Annotated in this window: 24 protein-coding genes; 11 read left to right on the forward strand and 13 right to left on the reverse strand. The window is 62.7% G+C overall.

Going from position 1 to position 23594, the window contains the following annotated elements; translation table 11 throughout:
- Positions 1-5: 5 nt before the first annotated feature.
- Positions 6-2564: a TonB-dependent receptor gene (locus ABNU55_RS09800; protein ID WP_290760492.1), complete on the reverse strand. Its 2559-nt coding sequence runs from the start codon at positions 2562-2564 to the stop codon at positions 6-8.
- A 245-nt stretch (positions 2565-2809) separates the two neighbouring features.
- On the opposite strand from ABNU55_RS09800, the gene ABNU55_RS09805 reads away from it, so the two are divergent.
- The 6 genes from ABNU55_RS09805 to ABNU55_RS09830 all read left to right on the forward strand — a co-directional run bounded on the left by ABNU55_RS09805 (position 2810) and on the right by ABNU55_RS09830 (position 8955).
- Positions 2810-4087, forward strand: coding sequence for a TetR family transcriptional regulator (locus tag ABNU55_RS09805; protein WP_290754271.1), 1278 nt, complete (start codon positions 2810-2812; stop codon positions 4085-4087).
- 81 nt (positions 4088-4168) lie between these two features.
- On the forward strand, positions 4169-5236 hold the full coding sequence (locus ABNU55_RS09810) for an NADH:flavin oxidoreductase (protein WP_290754273.1): 1068 nt from the start codon (positions 4169-4171) through the stop codon (positions 5234-5236).
- 96 nt (positions 5237-5332) lie between these two features.
- A complete protein-coding gene (gene dapD / locus ABNU55_RS09815; protein WP_290754275.1) occupies positions 5333-6163 on the forward strand; it encodes a 2,3,4,5-tetrahydropyridine-2,6-dicarboxylate N-succinyltransferase in 831 nt (276 codons plus the stop codon).
- Complete coding sequence (locus ABNU55_RS09820) at positions 6088-7035, forward strand: hypothetical protein (RefSeq protein WP_290754277.1); 948 nt, start codon at positions 6088-6090, stop codon at positions 7033-7035. The genes dapD and ABNU55_RS09820 overlap by 76 nt, the downstream gene beginning before the upstream one ends.
- Before the next feature lie 88 nt (positions 7036-7123).
- The gene (locus ABNU55_RS09825; RefSeq protein ID WP_290754279.1) at positions 7124-7477 is read left to right on the forward strand and encodes a hypothetical protein; all 354 of its coding nucleotides are present in this window, start codon (positions 7124-7126) and stop codon (positions 7475-7477) included.
- Positions 7478-7566: 89 nt separating this feature from the next.
- The gene (locus ABNU55_RS09830; RefSeq protein ID WP_290754281.1) at positions 7567-8955 is read left to right on the forward strand and encodes an amidohydrolase family protein; all 1389 of its coding nucleotides are present in this window, start codon (positions 7567-7569) and stop codon (positions 8953-8955) included.
- A gap of 6 nt (positions 8956-8961) precedes the next feature.
- Here ABNU55_RS09830 and ABNU55_RS09835 read toward each other — a convergent pair whose 3' ends face one another.
- Positions 8962-9240, reverse strand: a complete 279-nt coding sequence (locus tag ABNU55_RS09835; protein WP_290754283.1) for a tetratricopeptide repeat protein — start codon at positions 9238-9240, stop codon at positions 8962-8964.
- A gap of 142 nt (positions 9241-9382) precedes the next feature.
- Here ABNU55_RS09835 and ABNU55_RS09840 point away from each other — a divergent pair, with 142 nt between their 5' ends.
- Both ABNU55_RS09840 and ABNU55_RS09845 read left to right on the forward strand, forming a co-directional pair.
- Positions 9383-10384: a helix-turn-helix domain-containing protein gene (locus tag ABNU55_RS09840; RefSeq protein WP_290754285.1), complete on the forward strand. Its 1002-nt coding sequence runs from the start codon at positions 9383-9385 to the stop codon at positions 10382-10384.
- 97 nt (positions 10385-10481) lie between these two features.
- On the forward strand, positions 10482-12020 hold the full coding sequence (locus tag ABNU55_RS09845; protein ID WP_290754286.1) for a peptidase S10: 1539 nt from the start codon (positions 10482-10484) through the stop codon (positions 12018-12020).
- A 5-nt stretch (positions 12021-12025) separates the two neighbouring features.
- Here the strand turns inward: ABNU55_RS09845 and ABNU55_RS09850 are convergent, their stop codons facing one another.
- Genes ABNU55_RS09850 through ABNU55_RS09860 form a run of 3 tightly spaced genes read right to left on the reverse strand, consistent with a single transcriptional unit; the run spans position 12026 to position 14436 of the window.
- Positions 12026-13078: a sodium:calcium antiporter gene (locus tag ABNU55_RS09850; protein WP_348764349.1), complete on the reverse strand. Its 1053-nt coding sequence runs from the start codon at positions 13076-13078 to the stop codon at positions 12026-12028.
- 36 nt (positions 13079-13114) lie between these two features.
- Positions 13115-13957: a class I SAM-dependent methyltransferase gene (locus ABNU55_RS09855; protein ID WP_290754288.1), complete on the reverse strand. Its 843-nt coding sequence runs from the start codon at positions 13955-13957 to the stop codon at positions 13115-13117.
- Positions 13954-14436, reverse strand: coding sequence for a MaoC family dehydratase (locus ABNU55_RS09860; RefSeq protein ID WP_290754290.1), 483 nt, complete (start codon positions 14434-14436; stop codon positions 13954-13956). Before ABNU55_RS09860 ends, ABNU55_RS09855 begins: the two co-directional genes overlap by 4 nt.
- A gap of 108 nt (positions 14437-14544) precedes the next feature.
- Here ABNU55_RS09860 and ABNU55_RS09865 point away from each other — a divergent pair, with 108 nt between their 5' ends.
- Entirely contained in the window at positions 14545-15033 is a 489-nt protein-coding gene (locus ABNU55_RS09865) for a CinA family protein (RefSeq protein WP_290754292.1), read from the forward strand.
- Positions 15034-15048: 15 nt separating this feature from the next.
- Here the strand turns inward: ABNU55_RS09865 and ABNU55_RS09870 are convergent, their stop codons facing one another.
- Positions 15049-15885 (reverse strand): TauD/TfdA family dioxygenase, encoded by an 837-nt coding sequence (locus tag ABNU55_RS09870; RefSeq protein WP_290760478.1) that lies wholly within the window; start codon positions 15883-15885, stop codon positions 15049-15051.
- A 167-nt stretch (positions 15886-16052) separates the two neighbouring features.
- Between ABNU55_RS09870 and ABNU55_RS09875 the strand changes: the two genes are divergently transcribed.
- Positions 16053-16520: a GNAT family N-acetyltransferase gene (locus ABNU55_RS09875; protein ID WP_290754295.1), complete on the forward strand. Its 468-nt coding sequence runs from the start codon at positions 16053-16055 to the stop codon at positions 16518-16520.
- Entirely contained in the window at positions 16517-17470 is a 954-nt protein-coding gene (locus ABNU55_RS09880) for an NAD(P)-dependent oxidoreductase (RefSeq protein ID WP_290754297.1), read from the forward strand. The genes ABNU55_RS09875 and ABNU55_RS09880 overlap by 4 nt, the downstream gene beginning before the upstream one ends.
- On the opposite strand, the gene ABNU55_RS09885 is transcribed toward ABNU55_RS09880, so the two are convergent.
- The 7 genes from ABNU55_RS09885 to rmuC all read right to left on the reverse strand — a co-directional run bounded on the left by ABNU55_RS09885 (position 17467) and on the right by rmuC (position 23484).
- A complete protein-coding gene (locus ABNU55_RS09885) occupies positions 17467-18039 on the reverse strand; it encodes an AAA family ATPase (protein ID WP_290760470.1) in 573 nt (190 codons plus the stop codon). The genes ABNU55_RS09880 and ABNU55_RS09885 overlap by 4 nt on opposite strands.
- Positions 18023-18778, reverse strand: coding sequence for a tRNA pseudouridine(38-40) synthase TruA (gene truA / locus ABNU55_RS09890; protein ID WP_290754301.1), 756 nt, complete (start codon positions 18776-18778; stop codon positions 18023-18025). The genes ABNU55_RS09885 and truA overlap by 17 nt, the downstream gene beginning before the upstream one ends.
- Positions 18775-19272, reverse strand: coding sequence for an N-acetyltransferase (locus ABNU55_RS09895; protein ID WP_290754303.1), 498 nt, complete (start codon positions 19270-19272; stop codon positions 18775-18777). The genes truA and ABNU55_RS09895 overlap by 4 nt, the downstream gene beginning before the upstream one ends.
- Entirely contained in the window at positions 19269-20222 is a 954-nt protein-coding gene (gene fmt, locus ABNU55_RS09900; protein ID WP_348764340.1) for a methionyl-tRNA formyltransferase, read from the reverse strand. Before fmt ends, ABNU55_RS09895 begins: the two co-directional genes overlap by 4 nt.
- Positions 20223-20278: 56 nt before the next feature.
- On the reverse strand, positions 20279-21268 hold the full coding sequence (locus ABNU55_RS09905; protein WP_290754980.1) for an NADPH:quinone oxidoreductase family protein: 990 nt from the start codon (positions 21266-21268) through the stop codon (positions 20279-20281).
- A 253-nt stretch (positions 21269-21521) separates the two neighbouring features.
- Positions 21522-22070, reverse strand: coding sequence for a peptide deformylase (def, locus tag ABNU55_RS09910; RefSeq protein WP_290754982.1), 549 nt, complete (start codon positions 22068-22070; stop codon positions 21522-21524).
- 64 nt (positions 22071-22134) lie between these two features.
- Complete coding sequence (rmuC, locus tag ABNU55_RS09915) at positions 22135-23484, reverse strand: DNA recombination protein RmuC (RefSeq protein ID WP_290754984.1); 1350 nt, start codon at positions 23482-23484, stop codon at positions 22135-22137.
- Between the last annotated feature and the right edge of the window lie 110 nt (positions 23485-23594).

Below are 23594 nucleotides of genomic sequence, written 5' to 3' on the forward strand. Positions count from 1 at the left end.
TTTTTCTAGAAGTCGACGCTGACGCCGAACATGTAGGCGCGGCCGAAAGCCTCGACCTGATCGGGGGTTGCGTCCGTTTCGATGTAGCGCCGGTCGCGCGCGTCGGTGAGGTTGTTGGCTTCTGCGAATATGACTGTGCGGGCCCCGCCATATTCGAAGGGCAGGGTGTATTGGATTTTGGCGTCGAGGCGTTCGGTCTCATCCCAGTACTGGTTGAGGTTCGGCCCGCTTTCGGTGGTCGAGAGCCAGGCGTCGCGCCACTGATAGGAAAGGCGGGCCGACACGCCGTACTTCTCGTAGAAAACCGAGGCGTTGTAGATGAGGTCCGATGTGCCCGGAATAGGGGCGTTGATGCCATTCGCCCCGATTTCCGGCGCGAAGAACTCGCTGTCGAGAATGGTGAGGTTGCCCGACGCGCCAAACCCGTCGAACGGACCGGGCAGGAAGTCTGCGGCTGAATAGATGAGGTTGAACTCGACACCGGTCAGGCGGCCATCCTCGCCGTTGAGGAAGGTGTTGTAAGGGACCTGCTCGCCAGCCGCGAAGACGCCAGGCGCAAAGTCAGATCCGTCCACGGTGGCCCCGCCTGGATAGATGACATTGTCGATGCGGCGGTGGAAGACGCCGGCCGAGAGGATGCTGGCGGTATCGAAATACCATTCCAGGGAAGCGTCGAAGCCAAGGGATTCCTCTGCCTCAAGGTCCGGATTGCCACCGCTGATCGTGCGGTTTGTCGGATCGACGGACTGTGAGGCGCGCGCTTCTGTATAGGTCGGCCGGCTGATCCCGGTCGTGGCTGAGAGGCGCAGTTTCCAGTCCTCAGCGAGGTCCACATTGAGGTGCAGGCTGGGCAGGACATTGGTGTAGTCATTGGAGGCGTCGATATCGGTCGCGACGCCGTCGATCACCTGATTGCCGGATGTCGAGAAGTCGGTGCGCTCGACGCGCACACCGTAGACCAGATTTGCGCGGCCGAACTCGGTCGTGCCCATGGCGTAGCCGGCGAGGATGTCCTCCTCGATGCCAATGGCGTCTTCGGGGGTGAATTCAGGTATTGGCGAATAGGTCGGGTCCGCCGCGAGGAGAGCGTTAAAGGTCGAGTCCCGCAGCGCTTCATTGCGGTAGTAGACGCCGCCAATCGTGTTGGTGAACTCAGCGTCCCAGAGCGTATCGGTGGCATAGTCATTGACGTTGACCGGCAGGCCCACGGTTACGACCTGCGCATTGTTGCCGGTGGCCTCGCGCTGGTCATAGCTGAGGCCGGCCTCGAATTTGGTGTTTCCGAAATCACGCTCGACATCGATGATGCCCTTGGTGGAGTCGGTTTCCAGCTTGTTGAAGATGTTGATCAGCAGGCTGAGATTTGGCGACAGCGTGTTGACATCGACCGGCGTGCTGGTGCCCAGCGCGAAGGGGGTCAGTACCGGATCATCAAGGTCGCGAATGTCGTAATTGGCCGAGATCGGCGTGAAATTCATCGTCTGCACGAGCGGCAGGCGCATATAGTTTTCGGTCTCGGTATAATTGAGGCGCGGTTCGACCAGCCATTCGCCGACCTCGAAATCGGCCCCGATCGTGTTGGTGAAGGTGGAAGTCTCATAGCGGCCCTGTTCGAGCAGGCGGGTGACCGAGATGCCGTCGATGCGGCCGGCTGATTTGAGCGGCACCGGGTCAAAGTCGAAGACAAGCTGGTTGCGTTCTTCCTCATCGGCGAAGCCGTAATAGATGCTGGAGGCAAAAAGGCGGTCCAGCGGGCCTTCAGCGGGGCGGTACTCGGCCTTGGCGCCGTAGGAATTGTTCTCGCGGTAGCCGCCATACTGGCGGTAGTCGAGCGATTCCAGACTGTCGAGCGTGCCGTTTCCGGTGGTATCGACAGGGGCGAATTCGCGGTTGTCGACGTTGCGGTCGCGCTTGTCGAGCGTGCCGAAGGCGAGGACGCCGAACCGGTCATTCGACCAGGAGGCGCGAAGGGCGTAGCGCTGCGTCTCGGCATCGTTGAGGTCGCGCGTGCCGGCGCCAACGGTAGCCGAAAGGCCGAAGCCCTCGGTCTCGAACGGGCTGAACGTGTTGATATTGATATGGCCGAGGATAGGCGCGCCCGGCAGGTCTGGGGTGACAGCCTTGTTGGCTTCGACGGAGCTCGTGATGACGGCCGGGATGGAGTCGAAGCGGGGGATGCGCCCGTTTTCGGCGCCGAGGACGTCAATGCCATCAAAGGAGATGGTGGTGTAGCGGAAGCGCCCGCCGCGGAAGTTCACAAAGCGCGCTTCGCCCTGGTCGCCCTCAACGGCGAGGCCGGGCACGCGGGTCAGCGCGGCGGCGAGCGTCTGGTCTGGAAACCGGCCGATCGTGTCGGCGGCGATAATATCGACGACATTGTCGGCATTGCGCTTGGCCTCGATGGCGGCCTGCTGGCTGTCGCGGATCGGTGAGGCGGTGACGAGGATGACCTCCTGGCGCGCTTCGGCGTCAATCTGGGCGTCGCCGGCTTCGGCGAAGGCGGGCGAGACGGCGATGGATGCCGCGCCGACGAGCAGCGCCGCCTTGATGGATGACTGGCTCATGTCTTTAAGCTCCCCTGTAAGACTGAGCCGCGCCATTAACAATTTCTGTTCAAATGTACCAAAACAGCTTCGTGAATTTTTTGGTGCGGATTTGTGACAGCTTCGGCGTGCGTTACCGTCGCTTTGGCCTAAACATAAAGCGAGAATGTGCGTGCACGGATCGAATCGAAGCAGAGTGGGTTGCGGGCGCGAAAACTTAGGTTATGGAGCGCGTTAAAAGCGTAAATCACGGATATACTGTTCTAATGTACCAAGATCGGGATGCAGGAGAGAAGGTCGAGGATCGGGACGCCATTCTGCTGGTGCAGGCGGGCGGCCTGGTCATGGAGGGCGGCCTGCCAAGCCTCACGCTGAGGAGTCTGGCGCAGGCCGCGGGCGTAAGCCCTTCGCTGGTGACCTATCGCTTCGGCTCGCGCGAGATGCTGGTCCGCCGCATGTTCGAGGCGGCGCGGGTGCGTGACGGGGCTTTCTGGCAGCGCATGGAAGAGCGAACCGGCGGGCTGGCCTTGTCGCCCGGGGGGCTGGCGGGGCTCATGGCGGGTCTTGCCATGACGGCGGTGACGGCAGGCGCGCGCGAGCAGGTGCTGCGCTGGGCCTGCGCGTCAGAGGCGGCGCGTGTGCCGGCGCTTCAGGATATCTCCCGCGACTGGAGCAGGCATGGCCTCGCCTTCTGGCGCAGCATCCTCGCGCGGGCCGGTTGCGATGAGGCGCTGGCGCCCGCCATGAGCGCCTGCATGCTCTGGGTGATCCGTGTCGGTCTGACCGCGCCGGGAGAGGCCCTCTTGACCCATAGCTGGATGATGGACCTTGCGCACCGTCTTGCCGCGCGTCTGTTTGGCGAGGGGGTGGTTTCGGCGGCGGACAGTCCTGCACGCCAGCAGATAGAGGCACTGGCGCAGCGCGGCCGCACGCCTGCCGAAGGGCCGCGGAAGCCGACGCCGGAGCGCATCATAGACGCGGCTGCAAAGCTTGCGGGCGAACGCGGGCCGGGCGCGCTGACCCACAGGCTGATCGCGAAAGAGGCGGGCGTGTCGCTGTCCTCCATGACCCATCATTTCGCCTCGCTGGGCGAGATCCAGCATCGTGCTTTCGCGAAGCTTTATGAGCACGCCCGCAAGGCCTCTGTGCCGGACCTGCCGGCAAACCTCTCCATCGACACATTCACCCGTGAGATCATGCCCGCTATTCTGAGGCGGGCCGAGGCGCAGGGGCATAGCGCAATCGCCATGGATGAAATCATCCTGGCGGCCAGCCGTGCGAGCCACACCGAAGCGCTCGGCAGCGGTCTGATGGCGCTTGTCGGCCAGTCGTCGACTGTCATGCTGAAGGCGATGGCGGGGGATATGGAGACCGACCGGCTGGACGGTCAGCTGTTCCGCTTTGTCATCACAGGGCTGAACGAGCAGGCGGACCTTCAGCCGGAAGACCAGCGCGACACATGGTTTGCAGAGAATTGCGCCCTGCTCCTGCGCCGCTATCTCAAGGGGCGTGCGTCAGACGATACGCAGGGGAGGGCAGGCTGACGCAGGATCAGGGCTGGACGGGCGGCCTGGTTGCGGGTGAATGGCAGGCAAAAGAGGAGGCCCGATTTGGCTGCCAATGACATGTTCGCGTCACTTAGCTTTCCGCATGGTCCGGCCTGGAAAAGCCGGCTTGCGCTTGCTCCGCTGACCAATCAGCAAAGCCATGCCGATGGCACATTGTCCGAGGAGGAATTTCGCTGGCTGACCATGCGGGCCGAGGGCGGCTTTGCCATGGTGATGACGGCGGCGGCCCATGTGCAGGCCTGCGGGCAGGGCTTTCCGGGGCAGCTAGGTGTCTGGGATGACAGGCATATTGAGGGGCTAACGCGCCTTGCCGATGCGATCCGGGCGGCTGGGTCGGTGTCCTCGCTACAGCTTCATCATGCCGGGATCCGGGCAGACAAGACGGCCGTGAAAGAGCGGGTCGGACCGTCGGATCATGCTGAAACCGGCTCGCGCGCGCTGTCATTGGAGGAGGTGGCCCAGGTTCGCGACGATTTCATCGCGGCCGCCAAACGCGCTGAGACCGCCGGCTTTGACGGCGCCGAGATCCATGGTGCGCATGGCTATATCCTGGCCCAGTTCATGTCGCCGGATACCAATCAGCGCGGCGATGAGCATGGCGGCAGCGTGGAGAACCGCACGCGGCTGACGCGTGAGATCACTGATGGCATCCGGGCGGCCTGCGGGCCGGACTTCCAGCTGGGTATTCGCCTGTCGCCGGAGCGGTTCGGCCTCAGCCTGCCGGAGAATGTCGACTTCGTGCGCGCGCTGATGGCCGAAGGCAAGCTCGATTATATCGACCTCTCGCTCTGGGATTATAAAAAGCTGCCCGATGACGAAAACTTGCGCGGCAAGAGCCTGCTTGCGCATTTCACCGATATTCCCCGCCATGGCACACGGCTTGGCGGGGCTGGCAAGATCCGAGATGGCGAGGACATTCGCAATGTGCTGGAGGCGGGGCTCGACTTTGCGCTGATCGGCCGGGCGGGGATCCTGCATCACGACCTGCCCAGGCGTGTGGAGGCTGACGCCGGTTATATGGCGCCGCAGACGCCGGTTTCGGTGGCGCATATGGAAGCTGAGGGCGTGAGCCCTGTTTTCGTGACCTATCTGCGCGACACCTTCCGCATGGTTGAGCCGCTTTAGGCCGGAAGTACAGGCGGAAGTCACATCGCAGGCCCTTGCCCAGAACGCTCAATCGCGCTTGAAGACGCGGGCTATAAGAACAGGACGGAGACCGCCATGACTGCAGCCCTTGAAACCGCGATTGAACAGGCGTGGGAAGACCGCGCAAACGTCTCGACCGAGACCAAGGGCGAGGTGCGCGATGCTGTCGAAGAGGCGCTCGCCATGCTGGACAGCGGCAAGGCGCGCGTTGCGGAAAAGGGCGCAGATGGCGACTGGATGGTTCATCAGTGGCTGAAGAAGGCGGTGCTTCTCTCTTTCCGCCTCAACGCCAATGGCCCGATCAAGGGCGGCCCGGACGGCTCGACCTGGTGGGACAAGGTGCCGAGCAAATTCGATGGCTGGAGCGAGAAGGACTTTGCCGAGTCTGGCCTGCGGGCTGTGCCGAACGCTGTGGCGCGGCGCGGCTCCTATATCGCGTCCGGTGTGGTGCTGATGCCGTCATTCGTGAATATCGGCGCCTATGTCGATGAGGGCACCATGGTCGACACCTGGGCGACCGTCGGCTCCTGCGCGCAGATTGGCAAGGGCGTGCACCTGTCGGGCGGCGCCGGGATTGGCGGCGTGCTTGAGCCGCTGCAGGCAAACCCGACCATCATTGAGGACAATTGCTTCATCGGCGCGCGCGCCGAAGTCGCCGAAGGCGTGATCGTGCGCGAAGGCTCCGTGCTCGCCATGGGCACCTTCCTGTCGCAGTCGACCAAGATCGTGCACCGCACGACGGGCGAAGTCGTGATGGGCGAAGTGCCGCCTTATTCTGTGATCGTGCCAGGGAGCATGCCGGCCGCGGATGGCAAGGGGCCGGGCCTCTATTGCGCGGTGATCATCAAGACGGTGGACGAGCGCACGCGCAGCAAGGTGGGTATCAACGAGCTGCTGCGGCCTTGATCGACCGCGCGCGCCGTTTCAAATTCTGGCGCGTGATTGATACAATCCAAAGTTTCGTAAGGGTGAGCCTTCCTGCCCTGATGCTTGTTTGCCTGCCGGGCGCAGTCGCGCCGGCTGCGGGTGAGGCTGCCGGTGTCAGCTATCCGTTGCAGGCTGGCACGCCATGTCCGTCCGGCCGTACGGTCAGCATTGCCGGCCCCTCCACGCTGCGCTTCTGCGGTCAGATCAATGATGAGACTGTCGACCTGGCGATCCGCGCGCTGGAGACGGGATATTTCGATAAACTCCTGATCGACAGTCTCGGGGGCTTCACGAAAGCCGGTGTCCGTCTGGGGCGTTATCTGAATGGTCAGGATATCGATCTCTATGTGGATGGTATTTGCATGTCTGCCTGTTCTCAGTTTGTGATGCTTGGCGCTCGCCGGGTGGCGCTTCGTGAGAACTCGATTGTTGCGATGCACGATACGCAGATGGCGACCAATCTGCTGACGGGGCCGCGCCTTCGATCACCCGAAAGCGATGCTGATCCTGCACTCGAGGCAGGCTTTTATGAAGAGATCGGCGTGCCGGAAGAGATGCTTTATGTCCCGCTGGCGCAATTAAGACCCAGCTGTCTCGCTGGGGCGGTGGAGATCGATGGTCATACCGGACTCCGCATAAAGACCCGCTATAGCTACTTCATGCCCGACGAGCGCTATTTCAAAAATATCTATCCGGGTTTGCTGCTGACCGACTGGCCGGACCGAGAGATGGTTCTCGACAGAGCCGCAGAGATAAATGCACGCTCTCCTGAATTCGACTTGAGACTGGTGTATGGTTATCCTGACAGGTCGATGACAGTGGAACGTATTCCAGATTGCGACAGGTCATGAGGAGGGGCACATCGCAGACACGATTGAGCGCACCAAGGCGCAGGCGCTGGTCGGCGATGCGCAGCCAGAGCCGAATGGCCGTTGGGAATTGCGGCTGACGATCCGGACAAAGATGATCGGGGTGGGCGCGATCAAGGCGGTGGCGGACTTCTTCCGGATCGGCGCGCAATTTGCCGGGCAGACGCAGATTGCCATCGGTGCGAAAGGCCAGGAGCTTCCGAGCCGTCCCGCCGACATTGAAGGCGAGATGACCGATAGCGAGGTCAGCCTCGACCTGCAGGTCCATGAAGGACTGCTCAAGGCCTATCGTTTTCATTGCACCGGCACGGCGGTTGCAGATGGCAATCGCTATGAAGGCAGCTGGCACGCGCCCTGTGTCCACCCCGGCGATTGCGGCTGTGAGGGCACGCGGAATGATTTCGTCATGGTGCGGCTGGACTGAACTCAGAAGCTTGAGCTTGCTGCGAAGCCGGTCAAAGTTCACGCTTCAGGCCTGTTGAAGCTGAAGAGTGTGCCGTGTTTGCCAGACTTGTGATCAGTTTCGCCGTCCTGCTCGTCAGCTTGCCGCTGTCGCAAGCTCAAACTTCAGAAGACGGCGATCCGCTGGAAAGCTATCTCGCATATCAGGGTGAAAACTTCCTGATCGAAGGCGTGAAACTCGTGGATGTCGGCAATGGGACCGCCGGGGACACTTACGATGTCCTCCTCCTTAATGGCTGGATCGCCAGGGTCGCGCCTGCCGGATCGTTAGAGGCTTCAGAAGGCACAATAGTGGTGGCCGGGCACGGCAAAACACTGATCCCCGGACTTGTGGGGATGCACAATCACCTGCACATGCCGGGTGCACCCTCAATGGCCGCTGAGGCGGCGCGCCTTTATCTGGCGTCCGGCGTCACCACCATCCAGACCGCTGGTAGCGCGGACCCTATCGGCGAACTTGCCTTGCAGCGAGACATCGAAGCTGGACTGGCGCCGGGCCCGCGCATCGCGTCATCTGCGCCTTATATCACCGGGCCGGGCGGAAATGGCCCGATGGAGAAGCCGCTCGACGAACTTGCCGCAAGGCGCTTCGTCGATGAGTGGGCAGGACGCGGGGTCAGCACGATCAAGCTTTACCGGCACACCGATCCAGTGATCGCCGAGATCATCATCGAACAGGCTCACAAGCGAGGGCTGAGGGTTGCAGGGCATCTCTGCTCGATAACGTATGAAGAGGCGGCCCGGATGGGCATCGATTCCATCGAGCATGGCCTGCACCCGGCCAGCGATTTCGTTGCGGAAAAGTCAAAAGGCGTATGCATTCCGAGCGTCGATGCAAAGGCGGAACTGGCCGTGAATGATCCAAGGCTGGACGAGCTTATCTCTATTCTGGTGGAAAAGAACGTTGCGCTGACCTCTACACTCGCCATTCAGGAATCGCGGTTTCCCCAGCGCCCGCAGGCCGATGACCGGGTTCTTGACCTGCTGGCGCCCCATCTTGCTGAAGCCTCCCGTCAACGCACTGAGGCTATGGCCGGAATGGACGTGACCCCGGCCATCTCTGAGGCTTATTGGGGGCTTTTGCTTAGCTTCGAGCGCCGCTTTGTTAAGGCCGGTGGTACCTTGCTTGCGGGGCCCGATACGGGGCGCCATGTTTTGCCGGGATTGGGTGATCAGCGAAATTTTGAACTGCTGCGCGAAGCCGGATTTTCAACGCAGGACGTGCTGAAAATCATGAGCCAGAATGGGGCCGATGCACTCGGTCTGGGGAAAGAAATTGGTGGCGTGCAAACTGGCCGCCGCGCTGAGCTCGTGCTTCTAAATGGAAATCTTGAGGCCGATCCATCCATTATTCGTGAAGTTGTGGTCGTGTTCAATGGCGGGCGGGCCTATGACCCGGCCCGTCTGATAATGGGCCTTGAGGGGATGATCGGAAAGTGAGGCTACTCATTTCGCCTGCGGGCCGCGATGGTGATAATGCGCCATCAGGGTCAGGGCAGGGGCATAGTCCGGATCGAGCCGAAGCGCGGCTTCCAGCGCGTCGCGGGCTTCATTTTTCTGTCCGGTTTCGTGACAGGCGAGGGCGAGGACCATCTGATCCTGCACGCGGTCGGCCGGGCTGCGGTCCGGGGCGCCGCCTGGCGCGCGCGCGAAGGCTGAGATCGCGAGGAAAGCTGCGGCGGTGGCTGTGAGGCCGAGACCTGTTCTGCGTCCGATATTTGCCATGTCCTGATCCTTTCCGGGGGTATCTGGCTTCGATGCTGGAAAGATGAGGGGTTGAACCGGCAGCGGGTATTGGCGATAAAGACATCATGTGGTCATTTTTCGCCAAATCGCTTCGCGTCGTTTTCGACCGGCGGGGTGTGTCATGAGTGGGGTGGTTTCCGGCAAGGCGCACCGTGTGGTCGTGCTGGCCTATGACCAGCTCTGGCCTCTGGAATTCGGGATCGCGGTTGAGATCTTCGGCTGGTCGCGTCCGGAAATACTGGATGTCGGCTGGTATGATTTTGCCGTGGCGGGCCCCTCCGCGCCCATCCGCAGCCTGGGCGGAATGACGCTGCAGCCCGATCACGGCTATGACATTGCTGCCGAGGCCGACACGATCATCATTCCGGCCTGGCGCGATGCCAGCGAACGCCCCCCGGAAGATATGCTGGACGCGGTCCGCGTGGCCGCCGCCAGTGGCGCGCGGCTGGTGGCATTCTGCACGGGAAGTTTCGTCCTTGCACATGCCGGGGTGCTCAGCCGCAGGCGGGCGACCACGCACTGGCGCAATTTTTCGCTGATGGCGCAGGAATTTCCCGACATCCAGCTGGTCGACGATGTCCTTTATGTCGATGATGGCGACGTGATTACTTCTGCCGGCTCAAGCGCCGCGGTTGATTGCAGCCTGCACATCATCCGGCGCGACTATGGCGGCGAGATCGCCAACCGCATCGCCCGCAGCCTTGTCACGCCGCCGCACCGCGAAGGCGGCCAGTCACAATATATCGAGGCGCCCTATCAGGAGCGGGCGGGCCAGTCTGTGGCAGGTGTGCTCGACTGGGCCCGGGAGCATCTTCATGAGCCCATCGATATTGCGGACATGGCGGATGTCGCGGGCATGAGCGGGCGCACTTTCCTGCGCCGCTTTCGCGAGGGGACGGGGACGACGCCGCTGAAATGGCTGCGGCGCGAACGGGTAATGCGGGCCATGCGCCTGCTTGAGAAGACAGGGATCGGCCTGTCGGACATTGCCGACCAGTGCGGCTTTGGCTCTGTCGAGACCTTCCGCACGGCGTTTCGCGATATCGCCGGGGTCGCGCCCTTCACCTATCGCAAACGCTTCGACCCGGCGCGGGTATCTGAGCCTGAACCGCGTATCAGCTAAGGTATGACCGGCGGGCGCAATTTGTCGCCCGTGATCGCGCTTGCAGCTGACGGCGGATGTTGGGACAGTCGGCCCTCACGCAATTGAGGGATATGGAATGCGTAAACTGGTGATGGCGTGCCTGGTGGCGATGTCGGTTGCGGGTCTGGCCTGCGCGCAGGAGAGCGGCGACGAGGCGGCGGTGGAAGCTGCAAGCGGGACGGAGAAGCCAATTCCCGACCCCGTCATGTTCGAGACCACGCATAGCGGGACCTTCAATGGCAAGCGCATCTCCTACCGGGTCGAGGCGGGGGAGACCTATATCACCAATGAAGAGGATGAGCCGGCGGCGAGCCTCTTCACGATCTCCTATATCAAGGAAGATGCGGGCGCGGACCGCCCGGTGGCTTTCGTGTTCAATGGCGGACCGGGGTCGGCGTCGGTCTGGCTGCATCTGGGGCTGCTGGGGCCCAAGCGCGCTGTCGTGGCGAGCAATGCGGACGCGGATGATGGGGCCGCCCCCTACCGCATGGTGGATAATCCGCTGAGCCTGCTGGACGTGACCGATCTGGTTTTCATCGACCCGGTCGGCACGGGATTCAGCCGCGCCATCGGCAAGGGCGAGGGCAAGGATTACTGGAATGAGGATGGCGACAAGGGCTCTATCGGGGAGTTCATCCGTCTCTGGCTGAACACGCATGGGCGCTGGAATGCACCGAAATACCTGATCGGGGAGAGTTTCGGCACCACACGGGCGGCCTATATCGCCGAGGATCTGACGACGGGCGATGTGAACATCGCCCTCAACGGTCTTCTCCTGATCTCACAGGCGCTGGATTATGAGGGATCAACCTCGGTCCATGACAATGTCTATTCCTATATCACCTATCTGCCGAGCATGGCAGCGGCGGCCCAGTATCATGGGCGTGCGGGCCAGGGCGTACCACAGGCGGAGTTCCTGGCCGAAGCGCGGGCCTTTGCGCGCGACGAGTATGCGCCGGCGCTGCTCAAGGGGGCGGGGCTGAGCGCGGCAGAGCATGACCGTATCCGGGACCGGCTGGCCTATTTCACGGGGCTGGACCCGGTCTATATCGAGCGCTCGGACCTTCGCATCCTGATGCCGCGTTTCCAGAAGGAGCTGCTGCGCGATCAGGGCCTCGCCATCGGGCGGCTGGATGGGCGCTATGCGGGCGATGAAGCCGATGATGTCGCCGAGCGCCCGGAAGGGGATGCGGCGAGCTATTTCGTCTCCTCAGCCTATTCGGCGCTGATGAACCAGTATCTCATCGATGAGCTCAAGGTGGAGATGGACCGGCCGTATATCACCTCCAGCCGCGAGGCCGGTGAGGGCTGGAGGTTCGGGCCTGAGGATGGCAGCGGGGAGCCGAGCTATGTCAATTCCGCACGCCAGCTGACCACCGCGATGCGCCGCAATGGCGCGCTCGAGGTCTGGGTGGCGAATGGCTATTACGACATGATCACGCCCTTCTTCGACGCGGAGATCACCTTTGCGCGCTATGGCATTCCGCAGGATCGGGTCACGATGAGCTACTACCCGGCAGGCCATATGATGTATCTTCATGAGCCATCGCTTGAGGCGGTCGCGGGCGACATGCGCGCCTTCCTGCGCGGTGATCTGGAAGATGCGCGGCCCTGAACGCGCTAGCCGGTTGAGACCTGTATCGCCATGAGGCCAACATAGGCGGCAAGGATGCCGAGGCCTTCGACGCCGATGCCGCGGCGTTCGCGCAGGATGAGCCCCATCAGAAGGATGGTGGTGATGACGGTCGCGCCGATCAGCATCAGCGCGTCGGCCTGCGTCATCGCATGATAGATCGAGCCCTCGCGATAGGCGATGTCGGAGAGCGAGAGGAAGAGCACGTCAAAGGTGTTGCCGCCGATGATGCCGCCGACGGCGAGCTGAAGCGCGCCGCGGCGCACGGCGGCGAGCGTCGTCACAAGTTCCGGCAGGGAGGTCGCGACAGCCGTGAGCAGGCCGCCGACCACGGTTTGCGAGATGCCGAGATTCGCCGAGATGACCGCGCCGCTTTCGGCAATGGCAAAGCCGCAGGCCGCGAGCACCAGGCTGAGGCCGACAAAGATGGCGATCATGACGGGCAGGCTGTGGATCTGGGCTTCGGCTTCATCCGGCTCATCGTCGCGCGTCTCATTGGTCTGGCGCGGGCGCCACATCGGTCGGTCCCGCAGCTGGACGGCGGCACGCGTGCCGAAAAAGTAGACCGCGAAGAGCAGGATGGAGACCGGGTGGATGCCGAAGAGGGCGACTTCAGGCGCATAATTGGCGGCGAGCGGCAGGCTCATCAGGAGGACGAGCATGGCGGCCATCAGCATATTGTTGGCGTCGGCTGCGGCGTGTTCGAGATTGACCCGCTTGTAGATCATGTCAGCGATGACAAGGAAGGATGTCTGCGCGGCGATACCGCCGACGGCATTCGAGACAGCCAGTGAGGCCATGCCCTGAGAGGCCGCGGTCAGCGATGTAACGATACCGGAGAGCGAGGTACTGGCGCCGAGAAGGACGCCGCCGAAGACCGCTTCGCCGAGACCGGTCCGGTCTGCCAGCCTGTCAGCGGTGGAAATGATACGGATACCGGCCAGCGCGACGACGAAGGTCGCTGTCAGGAAGACAATGATAGCGATATGTGTCGAGATGGTGTGCGTCCCTTCAGCCCGGCCGGAGTACCCTTGCTGAATGCACCTGCCGCCCCAGTGTTCCGGCGGGGTATCTGGCTAGCTGTTGCGGGCGCGGATCGACCAGCAGCTGGCAGTATAGCGAACCATGCCGTCTTCGATGAAAGGGTCATAGGCCTCGCGCACGGCTGCCTGGAGCGCATCGCGGTGTGCCTGCGGGTTCATCTCAAGTAGACGCGGCAGGGGGCCGAGCTTGTCTGTAAAGAGCGGGAGGTCGCTCTCTGGGAAGCTGCAGGGGAAATCTTCAGGCGTGATCTCGATGCCAGTCCAGCCGGCCTGGTCCAGTATGCTGCGGACATAAGCGTCATCCTCAAAGCCGAACTGGCCGGGGGCGTTCTTCTCACGCTTTGGCATGTCGTCGAGATAGGGCGCGGCGGCGCGGGTGGCCGTTGTCATGAAGGCGTTTTCTGCCGGGCTGCGCCAGGCATAGAGATGCATGCCGGCACGCGGGGCGGCGGTGGAGCGAAGATTTGCGAAGGCGCGCACCGGCTCTGCGAAAAACATGACGCCGAAGCGCGAGAGCAGACAGCCGAACTGGTCCTCGCCGAAATCATGGGCTTCGGCGTCAGCCTTGATGAAACGGGCTTCAAGACCGGCAGCTTCGGCGCGCTGGCGGGCGAGTGCGAGCATCGGGCCGGAAATGTCTATGCCGGTGAGGCGGGCGGCAGGCGCGGCGCGGGCTGCCGCGAGCGTCACAGCACCCGTGCCGCATCCGATGTCGAGGATATGATTGGCGCGGCTTTCGCGGGCCGTTTCCGCCAGCTGGTCCTCAATGGCGGAGAACATGGTGTCCATGACGGCCTGGGCCTCGACCCATGTCTGGCCGCCCTGGCCGTCCCAATGCGATTTTTGCTGTGCGCGGATATCCTCAGGTGTACTCATGCGGCGGGCTCGTCCTCAATCGGGGCGTCGGGATTACGCACCTTGATAAGGCCATTGCCAATGAAGCGCATCACCAGTTCGTCATTCTGGTTGTAGACCCGGTTCTCTGAGCGCGTGAGGCCCATGTCGGGACGCGATTTCATACGCCGCTTGGACAGCATTTCCATCTCAAGGCGGATCTCGTCACCTGGATAGACCGGCTTGATCCATTTCAGTTCATCGACGCCGGGAGAGCCAAGACCGGCCTGCGGCTCACCCTGCTGCATGGTCTCGACCATGAGGCGCATCGTCATGGCGGCGGTATGCCAGCCAGACGCCGAGAGCCGGCCGAAGAAGGTCTGTTTTGCGGCCTCGTCATCAAGGTGGAAGGGCTGGGGGTCGTATTTTGAAGCGAAGTCGATCACCTCTTCGCGGGTCACCTTGTAGGCGCGGGGCGAGTGCGTAAGCGTGCCCGGTTCGAGGTCTTCAAAATAGCGCATGTCTGGGTCTTCCTCCTTTTTATCCGACTAGATGCGTGAAGGCAGGCCCCGGTGCAAGATGGCGGAGGGAAGCTTGCCAAATGCCGTGCCGGGCTGCTTCATGACGGCATGAATGATTTGCTTCCCCTTGCCGAGGAGATCGGCACCATCCTCAAGGCGCGCCGCCAGACGATTGGCGTTTCGGAATCCTCCAGTGGCGGGCTGGTGTCGGCGGCGCTGCTCGCGCAGTCAGGGGCATCGGCCTATTTCAGGGGCGGCGGGGTTATCTACGCGCCTGCGGCCTTCAAGGGATTGATGGGGCTGTCGAAGGAAGACATCGGCGACATGCGCTCGTCCAGTGAGCCTTATGCGCGTTTCATGGCCGGGCAGATGCGCGAGCGTCTGCGTGCGGATTGGGGCCTCTGCGAGACGGGCGCGGCTGGCCCGTCCGGCAATGGCTATGGCGATGCGGCCGGACACACTTGCGTTGCTCTTGTCGGGGAGGGCACGGAGATATCGCGCACACTGGAAACCGGCCTCAGTGACCGCGTAACAAATATGCGCCTCTTTGCGCGTGAGGCGCTGGAGCTGCTTCTGGAGACGATCCGCCAGTCCTGAGGCGCGCCGGCTAGTTCAGCGGCTCACACCCTCTATCGTGATACGGTGCATCACGCGGCGCTGGCCCTGATAGTCATTGAGGGCCCAGTGCCAGGTCGAGCGGTTGTCCCAGAAGGCCACCGAGCCCGGCTCCCATTTGAAGCGGCAGGTGTGTTCCTCGCGCATGGCATGCGCGAAGAGCTTCTGGAGCAGCGCCTTGCCGCCAGCCTCGTCCATTCCGTCAATGCCGATGGTGAAAGCCGGGTTCACAAAGAGGGCTTTCTTCCCGCTCAAGGGGTGGGTGATGATGAGAGGGTGGGCGACATCGCTCAGCGTTTCGACAGCATCGGCATTTCCAATCCGCCCGCGGCCCGCGTCAGACTGCGAATAGTAGCTGTCGTCCTGACCCCCGAAGATGTGGCGGGCTGAATGGATGGCGCGCTTGCCTTCGACCGCGCGCTTGAGCTCATCTGGAAGCGTTTCATAGGCCCGGTACATGGAGGCAAATCTTGTGTCGCCGCCGGTCTTCGGGAGCTCCCGTGCCACAAGAACAGAGCCGAGGGCGGGAATTTCGTCATAGGAGTGGTCGGTGTGCCAGCCGCCGCCAATATTGTCGGTATCGCCAACATCCTTGGCGACCATGGCGATCTGCGGATAATCGGGATGAGCGGCGAAGAAGCGGTTCACATTGATCTGCCCGAACCGCTGCGCGAAGGCGATATGGTCTTCCTCGCTGAGCGACTGGTCGCGGAAGAAAATGACGCCCTGCTCGGCGAAAGCGTCTCGAATGGCTGTTTCTTCAGCTCTGCTGAGGGCTTTGAGATCGACACCCGTAATCTCGGCTCCGACACCTTCTAAGGGTCGTATGTCCATGGCCGGCATTGTTTCCTCCCATTATCTTTGCTTTTCGACATTGTGTGGACAGGGGCGAAGTTTGACAATCACCTGCGCGAAATAGGTCCTATCACCTTGCTCCCATGTTGGACCGGGGTGGAGGGGAGAGGGGGCAGACCCTTAAATGGCACCGGGGAGAAGATGAATTGGAAATCAGACCCTACCGGCCAGATGATGAGCCTCACCTTTTTGATATCTTCCAGGCCGCGATACGCAGCATGGGCGCGCGGCACTATTCCCCAGAACAGATAGAGGCGTGGGCGGGCCCGCGTGTCAGCGCTGCGCGGCTGGGCGCCATGTATGGCGATGGCCGGACAACCTTTATCGCGGTGGATGTGAAGGATAAGCCGGTGGCGTTCAGCGACATGGAGGCCGACGGCCACGTCGATATGCTCTATTGCCATCCCGCGCAGGCAGGCCGGGGCGTTGCCAGCTTGCTGCTGGCCGCGATCGACGGGGCTGCACGGCAGGCGGGTCTTTCCCGGCTGCATGCCGAGGCAAGCGAAACAGCGAGGCCCGTATTCGAGCGGGCGGGCTATAGAATGGTGATGCGCCGCGACTTCGAGATAGAGGGGGTGGCCATGCATAACTGGAAAATGGAGAAGCAAGTTTGACTGAGCTGCCGGACGGTCCACTGCGCCAGAGCGATATTGCGATCCGCCTCAACACGGCCAAGGCCGATGCGCTGGAGCCGGTTCTGAAAGAACGCTTTCCAGAGATCGAGGTGACAAGGGCGCCGCTCAAAACGGCGCGAAAGCTGCGCATCCTCGTGACGTTTCACACGCCGGATGATGAGGACCTCTCTGGCTATCAGTGGGTGCACTCCATCGGCGCAGGCGTCGATGCCATATGCAAGCGGCTGGAAGGCGCCGCCAATGTTCCTCTGGTGACCCGCACGACAGGCCGGATGGGCGAACAGATCGGCGAATACTGCGCGGCCTATACGCTGGCGCATCTTCAGAAGATGGCAGTGCGGCGGGCGCTTCAGGTTAGTGAGGACTGGGACCGCGAGCGCGCAGCGCCGGCCTATCTGTTCGAAACGCGTATCGGGGTGATCGGCACCGGCTCCATCGGGAGCGGTGTGACGCGTGCCCTGTCTGCGCTGGGAGGCAAGGTTACAGGCTTTTCGCGCTCTGGCCGGCCCAGCGGCGGCTTTGAGACGGTCAAACGGCTGGATGAGCTGCAAGCTGGCGACCGGCTCGATGTGCTGGTGGCGGCGCTTCCCTTCACAGAAGAGACCGATGGCGCCCTGAATACTGAGGTTTTCGCTGCGCTTCAGGGGGGCTTGTTTATCAATGTCGGGCGTGGGGCGACGCTGGACGAGGCGGCGCTGCGGCGCGCGCTAGAGGCCGGACAGGTAAGCCATGCCGTGCTTGACGTCTTTCGCGATGAGCCGCTGGAAAAGGGGCACTGGCTCTGGAAGCATGATCAGGTCACCATCACCCCTCATGTCTCCGGCCTGACCCTTGATGAAGACGGGGCTTACAGGCTGGCGGAGTTGCTGGACGGTGTGCTGGCCGGGGACTGGCCCGCGCCGGATGTCGATGTGAGGCGTGGCTACTAGCTGGCACGAAGCGGTAGGCCGAGACTGCGCAGCATGAAATCGGCGCGCGCTGGCGTGCTGGCTTTCGGCAGGTGGATGAGGCGGTGCCCGCGCGACGGATAGGCAAGGCACAGCCAGTTATATTCACGCACCGCGTCTTCGAAGGGGAGAGGGCGTTCCTCATCCTGCTCATAGAGGTCAGGCCAGGGCGGCGCCATGAAGACGGGGCGGGCATAGATGCAGGTCTGCCCTGCCGATCTCAGTGCCTGCGGGATCTGGATCGAAAGCCGGTCGAGATGGGCAAGCGCATCGATGGCGGAACGGTCGAAGAAAACCGGCCCGTCATGGGGGGCGTGAGCCTCAAGACTGGAGCGGGCCTGTATCACGGCCTTCTCGACAAAGGCCACCGGATTTTTCCAGGGCAGGGCATCCGAGCCGGTCTCCAGCGCTTCGCGGACAATGTTGCGGCCGGGCTCCTCCACGGTGCGAAAGCCACGCGTGGCGAGTTCCGCAAGAAGGGTGGATTTGCCGCCGGACGAACAGCCGGAAATGACAATCCGCCGCCGGTCCATCTCAGATCTCCTCATCATACATGACGCGCTCGAGATAGAGCCCGTCCGCCGGGGCGACAGGGCCGCAGGCGGTGCGGTCGCGCGCCTCAAGGATCTCCTTCACCCAGCCGGGCTCGTGCATGCCGCGGCCGACTTCGACCAGGCTGCCCGTGATGGAGCGTACCTGGCGGTGCAGGAAACTGCGGGCCGTGGTCGTGATCTCGATCCGGTCGGCAAGGCGGAAGACTTCCAGCGTGTCGAGCGTCTTCACCGGGCTCTTGGCCTGGCAGGCGGCATCGCGGAAAGTGGTGAAGTCATGTTCGCCGAGAAGGTACTGGGCTGCTTCCTGCATGGCATGCACATCAAGATCGAAAGGCGTGCGCCAGACAAGGCCGCGATCAAAGGTCAGGTGAGCGCGCCGGGTCTGGATGAGATAGCGATAGGCGCGGCCCGTGGCGCTGAAGCGGGCATGGAAGCTTTCATCGACTTCCTCGACGGCCAGTACGGCGATGGGGTTCGGGCGCAAATGATAGTTGAGCGCGTCCGGCAGTTTCCGGACGGGGCGCGGGGTCGAGAGGGTGAGGTGGGCAACCTGTCCGGTGGCATGGACGCCAGCATCGGTGCGGCCGGCGCCCTGGACAAGGACAGGCTCGCCGCCATTCAGCGCCGCGGCGGCGCGTTCCAGTGCACCCTGAACGGTGGGCTGGCCTTCCTGCCGCTGCCAGCCATAGAAGGGGCGGCCGTCATATTCGATAAGGAGGCGAAGACGCTGGCTCATTCTGTCTCCGTGAAGGCGCGGGGGTAGGTGAGCGTTCCGGATCGCGGGGCGGTTTCGCTAAGCTCGATGGCCATGAAGGCCTCGCCGGACCATGGCGCCTCATAGCGCGCGGCGACGGCGGGGTTGAAGCCGAAGCGGGGATAATAGTCCTTGTGGCCCAGTACGAAGACGAGCTGGCGGCCGAGCGCTTCCACCTCCGGCATGCCCGTCTTGATAAGGCCATAGCCGATGCCGCGTTTCTGCTGGCCGGGCAGGGCGCACATGGGGCCGAGGCCTGCGGCGACATCCTTGCCGTTCACGAGAATGCGGAAGAATTCGATATGGCCGATCAGCCGTCCATCGGAGTCTTCGGCGACGAGAGAGACAAGGCTATCGCCATCGCTTGCCAGCTGGCGCACGATCCGGCCTTCGTCATCGCTGGCGAAAGCGGCTGTGTTGAGCGCGGCGATGGCGTCGAGATCGCCTGCCTGTGCGGCGCGGATGGCCGGTCTCATTGGAAGCGCGCTCCGGCTTCGACCTTGTTGCCGCGCAGGAAATCATCGGCGTCCATTGCGCGCGATCCCGGTTTCTGCAGCCGCGTCAGCCGCACGGCCTTGCCTCCGCCGCAGGCGACCAGAAGAGCATCGTCCAGAAGTGTTCCCGGCGCTTCGTCATGGGCCTGGTCCACATATTCGCTCATGAGCGCCTTGATACGCAACGGTGTCTCTTCGCCGGGCGGCGTCCAGTGAAAAAAGGCGCCCGGAAAGGGCGACAGGCCGCGGATCTGCTGGTCGATTTTCGGAGCAGGGCCGGCCCAGTCGATACGCTGGTCGGCAGCCGTGAGTTTGGACGCATAGGTCACCCCGTCATCGCTTTGCGGTTCTGGCATCAGCATGCCCCCGGCGAGCCCTTCAAGGGCGCGGGGAGCAAGCTGCGCCCCAAGGCTTGAGAGACGGTCATGCAGGCTGCCGCCAGTTTCATCCGGTGCGATTTCAGTGGTCTCACTGGCGAGGACGGGGCCGGTGTCGAGCCCGGCTTCCATCATCATGGCCTGCACGCCGGTCACCTTGTCGCCAGCCATGATGGCGCGCTGGATAGGCGCAGCGCCGCGCCAGCGTGGCAGGAGGGAGGCGTGAATGTTCATGCAGCCAAGCCGGGGCGCATCCAGAACGGCTTGCGGCAGGATGAGGCCATAGGCGACCACCACAGCCGCATCGAGGCCCAGCTCAGCAAAAGCGGCCTGCTCATCATCGCCCTTGAGCGATCTGGGCGTGCGTACCTCGATGCCCTGTTCCTCGGCATAGCGATGCACTGGGGTCGGGGTCAGCTTCTTGCCGCGTCCGGCAGGGCGCGGCGGCTGGGAATAGACGCAGGCGACCTCATGGCCCGCCTCGATCAGGGCGGCGAGGACGGGCACGGAGAAATCCGGGCTTCCCATAAAGGCGATACGGAGTTTTTGGCTCATGGGCGCGGATTTATCGGCAAATCCGGTCCTTGCAAAGCGACAGGCTGCCGACTGCCCTAGACACCAGGATTGGCGGCGACTTCCAGCACGACCTTTCCGGTCCCCTTGCCCGAAAGGGCCGAAACCATGGCCTCGCCGAACTGGTCGAACGGATAAATACTCCCGACCGGCGGCTTGATCTTGCCCTCGCCAGCCCAGGCGGCAAGCTCCTTCAGGGTGGCGATCGCCTGAGGGAGCTCGTACTCCATGTGCTGACGGACATCGACACCCATTAGGGCCGCGCCCTTCATCAGGGTCAGGTTGGACGGCAGGGCCGGGATCGGTCCGCCGACAAAGCCAACCACCATGTGACGCCCGCGCCATTTCAGTGAGCGGAAGGCCGCTTCAAATAGCGGTCCACAGACAGGGTCGAAGACAACGTCCGGGCCTTTGCCCCCGGTTAGCGCCTTGAGACGGTCCCGCCAGCCATCGGTGTCTGTATCGATTGCCTCGTCAGCACCGTGCGCGAGGGTAAACGCCCGCTTCTCTTCAGTGGAGGCGGCCGCGATGACGCGGGCGCCAAGGGCCTTGGCAACCTGGATGGCGGCCGAGCCGACGCCGCCGGCCGCGCCGAAGATGAGGACTGTCTCACCCTCTGCCAGCGCAGCGCGGTCCTTCAGCCCGTGAGAGGCGGTCAGGTAGTTCAGGGGCAGGCTTGCCGCTTCGGTAAATTCAAGCGTCTCAGGAACGGGAATGACCATGGCCGCCTGGGCCAGCGCGTATTCGGCGAACCCGTTGGCTGCCATCGTCATGACCCGGTCACCGGGTTTCACATTCGTGACGCCTTCGCCCACCGTCTCCACAATCCCGGCGAGTTCCCGGCCGGGCGTGTGCGGCAAGGGCGGTTTTACCTGATAGCGTCCAAGCGCGACGAGGGCATCCACATAGCCGACGCCGCAGGCCGCGACGCGGATGACGACCTGACCCTTCTTCGGCTCAGGTTTGTCGACGTCCTTGAAGGCATAACTTTCGAGCGACTCAAGCGTTTCAGCGACAACGGCTTTCATGGGGCACATCCCTCTTTTTCAGCTGCTTTCGGCTTTAAGTCAGGGCGCTCGGCGAGTGAAGGGCCTGCGCTGATTGCCCAAGGGGAAAGCGGTGGGGCCTAGGGAGGGGTTGTCAAGGCTGTGCGGCCCTAGCGCATCGCCCCAGCTATACCGTTTCCGGAGAGGCCATTGCCAGCGCAAATAATCACGATGAGCGCTGCTATAATCATCACAAAGGTCCAGCGGACCCAGGCCCTTGCGAACAGCCGGCCCATCAGGCCGCGCTTTTCGATTTCGATTTGGCGGCTTTGTCAGCAAAGCGCTTGGCCTTCTTCACTTTGTCGACGGCGCGCTGGCGTTTCAGGCGCGAGAGGTGGTCGATGAAGAGCGTGCCTTCGAGGTGGTCCATCTCGTGCTGGATGCAGACGGCGTACATGCCCTCGGCGATCTCATCGACTTCCTTGCCATTGTAATCAAGGTATTTCACGCGGCAGCGGGTCGGGCGCTCGACCTCGTCGAACACGTCCGGTACGGAAAGGCAGCCCTCTTCATAGGGGGCAAGATCCTCGGTCAGCGGCAGGATTTCCGGGTTCACGAAATAGCGCGGCTGCGGCTCTTCCTCAGGGCCGGCAAGGTCCATCACGATGACGCGCTTGGGCACGCCGATCTGGATCGCCGCAAGGCCGATACCGGGCGCGTCATACATGGTTTCCAACATGTCATCCATGAGCGCGCGAAGCTCATCGGTGACGCCGCCTTCGACGGGCGTGGAAACTTCCTTCAGACGCGGGTCCGGGACGGTCAGAATTTCGCGAATAGCCATAGCCGGAATTTAGGAGGAGAAGGCGGCAAAATCAACGCCGGGGCGCTGCTGACGCGTTGAGGGCCTAGTCTTCGGTCTGGTCGAATTCCAGCTCGCCCGTGCGGTCTGGCAGGGTGGCCCGCTTTTCGATACTTTCGATCTCGGGCACGGATTTTTCCGGCGGCGCGATCTGGAGGTCCTCGAACTTCCGGGCGGCCGGCAGGACGCGGGAGGTGAGGCTGGAGCCCATCTTGTTATAGGCGTCGACAGCAGAATTGAGCGACTTGCCCATCTTCTCCACATGGCCACCAAGCGTTGTGAGGCGCGAATAGAGGTCGCGGCCAAGCTCCGCGGCTTTCTTTGCGTTTTCGGTGGCCTGTTCCTGGCGCCAGCCATAGGCGACGGCTTTGGCAAGGGCGAGGAGGGTGGACGGCGTGACGACGATAACCTGTCTTGCGGCGGCAAAGTCAAACAGATCCGGCTCATGCTCGAGCGCGGCGACATAGAAGCTCTCGCCTGGAATGAAGAGGGCAACAAAGTCCACGCGTTGGGAAAAGGCGCTTTGATAGTCCTTTGAGCCAAGTGTCTTGATATGGTCGCGCACCTTGCGGGCATGGGCGCGCATATAGGCGTCGCGGCGGGCCGGGTCGCTCTCATCCAGGGCTTTGAGATAGTCTTCAAGTGAGACCTTGGAGTCGATGACGATCTCGCGGCCGCCGGGCAGTTTGATCACGACGTCCGGGCGCTGGCGCCCGCTTTCGGTCTCGCCGTGTACCTGTTCGGAAAAGTCGCAATGGGCCGAGAGCCCGGCATGCTCCATTACGTTGCGCAGCGTCGTTTCCCCCCAACGCCCGCCGCCGCGCGGGGCCGAGAGGGCGCTGACCAGCTTGTTGGTCTCGCTGGTATGGACTTTCAGGCTTTCGCCAATGGCTTTGACCTGTTCCTGCAGGACCGATTTGTCGTCGGCGCGGACTTTCTCGATTTCCGAAACCTTCTTTGCAAACTCCTCAAGGTTCTTGGTGATCGGTGTCATCAGTTCTTTGAGGTTTGTCTGCGCGCCTTCCTTGTGGCGTTTGAAATGCTCGTCAGCGAGTTCGAGGAACTGGCTATTGGCGCGGCGAAGGACGCCCTGGGCAAGTTCTGCGAACTTCTTCTCGTCCTCCTCACTGCGCGCTTCGGCCTTTGCGAGGTCGATCCGGGCCTGTTCGGCGACGACGGACTGCGTCTTCAGCTGCTGGCGGAGATCGTCGCGCTCGGCTTTCAGGGTGTCGGCTGTGTCTTCAGCATATTCCAGATCGCGCCGGGCATTGGCGGCGCGCGCCTCAAGCTGGCCGCGAACGACAAACAGGCCGACCGCCAGACCGATCACGGCCAGCACCAGGACAAGGTGAATGAGGTCGAGCCCGACCGATCCGATTGTGACGAAGGCTTCCATGGCTTTCTCCTAATCCGATTCGGTGCTTGACCTTGGGGCGGAAAGTCTGAACATAGGGGGAACAAATGCGCGCGTCCAGATACGGCGTGACAGGCGGCGCGCCGGGGCGG

This window comes from uncultured Henriciella sp. (genome assembly GCF_964005855.1).
Classification (GTDB): Bacteria; Pseudomonadota; Alphaproteobacteria; order Caulobacterales; family Hyphomonadaceae; genus Henriciella.

Excerpts from the sequence above, each read along its gene's own strand:
- ABNU55_RS09800 (WP_290760492.1), bottom strand. The coding sequence starts at position 2,564 with ATGAGCCAGTCATCCATCAAGGCGGCGCTGCTCGTCGGCGCGGCATCC.
- ABNU55_RS09805 (WP_290754271.1), top strand. The coding sequence starts at position 2,810 with ATGTACCAAGATCGGGATGCAGGAGAGAAGGTCGAGGATCGGGACGCC.
- ABNU55_RS09810 (WP_290754273.1), top strand. The coding sequence starts at position 4,169 with ATGTTCGCGTCACTTAGCTTTCCGCATGGTCCGGCCTGGAAAAGCCGG.
- dapD (WP_290754275.1), top strand. The coding sequence starts at position 5,333 with ATGACTGCAGCCCTTGAAACCGCGATTGAACAGGCGTGGGAAGACCGC.
- ABNU55_RS09835 (WP_290754283.1), bottom strand. The coding sequence starts at position 9,240 with ATGGCAAATATCGGACGCAGAACAGGTCTCGGCCTCACAGCCACCGCC.
- ABNU55_RS09840 (WP_290754285.1), top strand. The coding sequence starts at position 9,383 with ATGAGTGGGGTGGTTTCCGGCAAGGCGCACCGTGTGGTCGTGCTGGCC.
- ABNU55_RS09845 (WP_290754286.1), top strand. The coding sequence starts at position 10,482 with ATGCGTAAACTGGTGATGGCGTGCCTGGTGGCGATGTCGGTTGCGGGT.
- ABNU55_RS09855 (WP_290754288.1), bottom strand. The coding sequence starts at position 13,957 with ATGAGTACACCTGAGGATATCCGCGCACAGCAAAAATCGCATTGGGAC.
- ABNU55_RS09860 (WP_290754290.1), bottom strand. The coding sequence starts at position 14,436 with ATGCGCTATTTTGAAGACCTCGAACCGGGCACGCTTACGCACTCGCCC.
- ABNU55_RS09865 (WP_290754292.1), top strand. The coding sequence starts at position 14,545 with ATGAATGATTTGCTTCCCCTTGCCGAGGAGATCGGCACCATCCTCAAG.
- ABNU55_RS09870 (WP_290760478.1), bottom strand. The coding sequence starts at position 15,885 with ATGGACATACGACCCTTAGAAGGTGTCGGAGCCGAGATTACGGGTGTC.
- ABNU55_RS09885 (WP_290760470.1), bottom strand. The coding sequence starts at position 18,039 with ATGATGAGGAGATCTGAGATGGACCGGCGGCGGATTGTCATTTCCGGC.
- truA (WP_290754301.1), bottom strand. The coding sequence starts at position 18,778 with ATGAGCCAGCGTCTTCGCCTCCTTATCGAATATGACGGCCGCCCCTTC.
- ABNU55_RS09895 (WP_290754303.1), bottom strand. The coding sequence starts at position 19,272 with ATGAGACCGGCCATCCGCGCCGCACAGGCAGGCGATCTCGACGCCATC.
- fmt (WP_348764340.1), bottom strand. The coding sequence starts at position 20,222 with ATGAGCCAAAAACTCCGTATCGCCTTTATGGGAAGCCCGGATTTCTCC.
- ABNU55_RS09905 (WP_290754980.1), bottom strand. The coding sequence starts at position 21,268 with ATGAAAGCCGTTGTCGCTGAAACGCTTGAGTCGCTCGAAAGTTATGCC.
- def (WP_290754982.1), bottom strand. The coding sequence starts at position 22,070 with ATGGCTATTCGCGAAATTCTGACCGTCCCGGACCCGCGTCTGAAGGAA.
- rmuC (WP_290754984.1), bottom strand. The coding sequence starts at position 23,484 with ATGGAAGCCTTCGTCACAATCGGATCGGTCGGGCTCGACCTCATTCAC.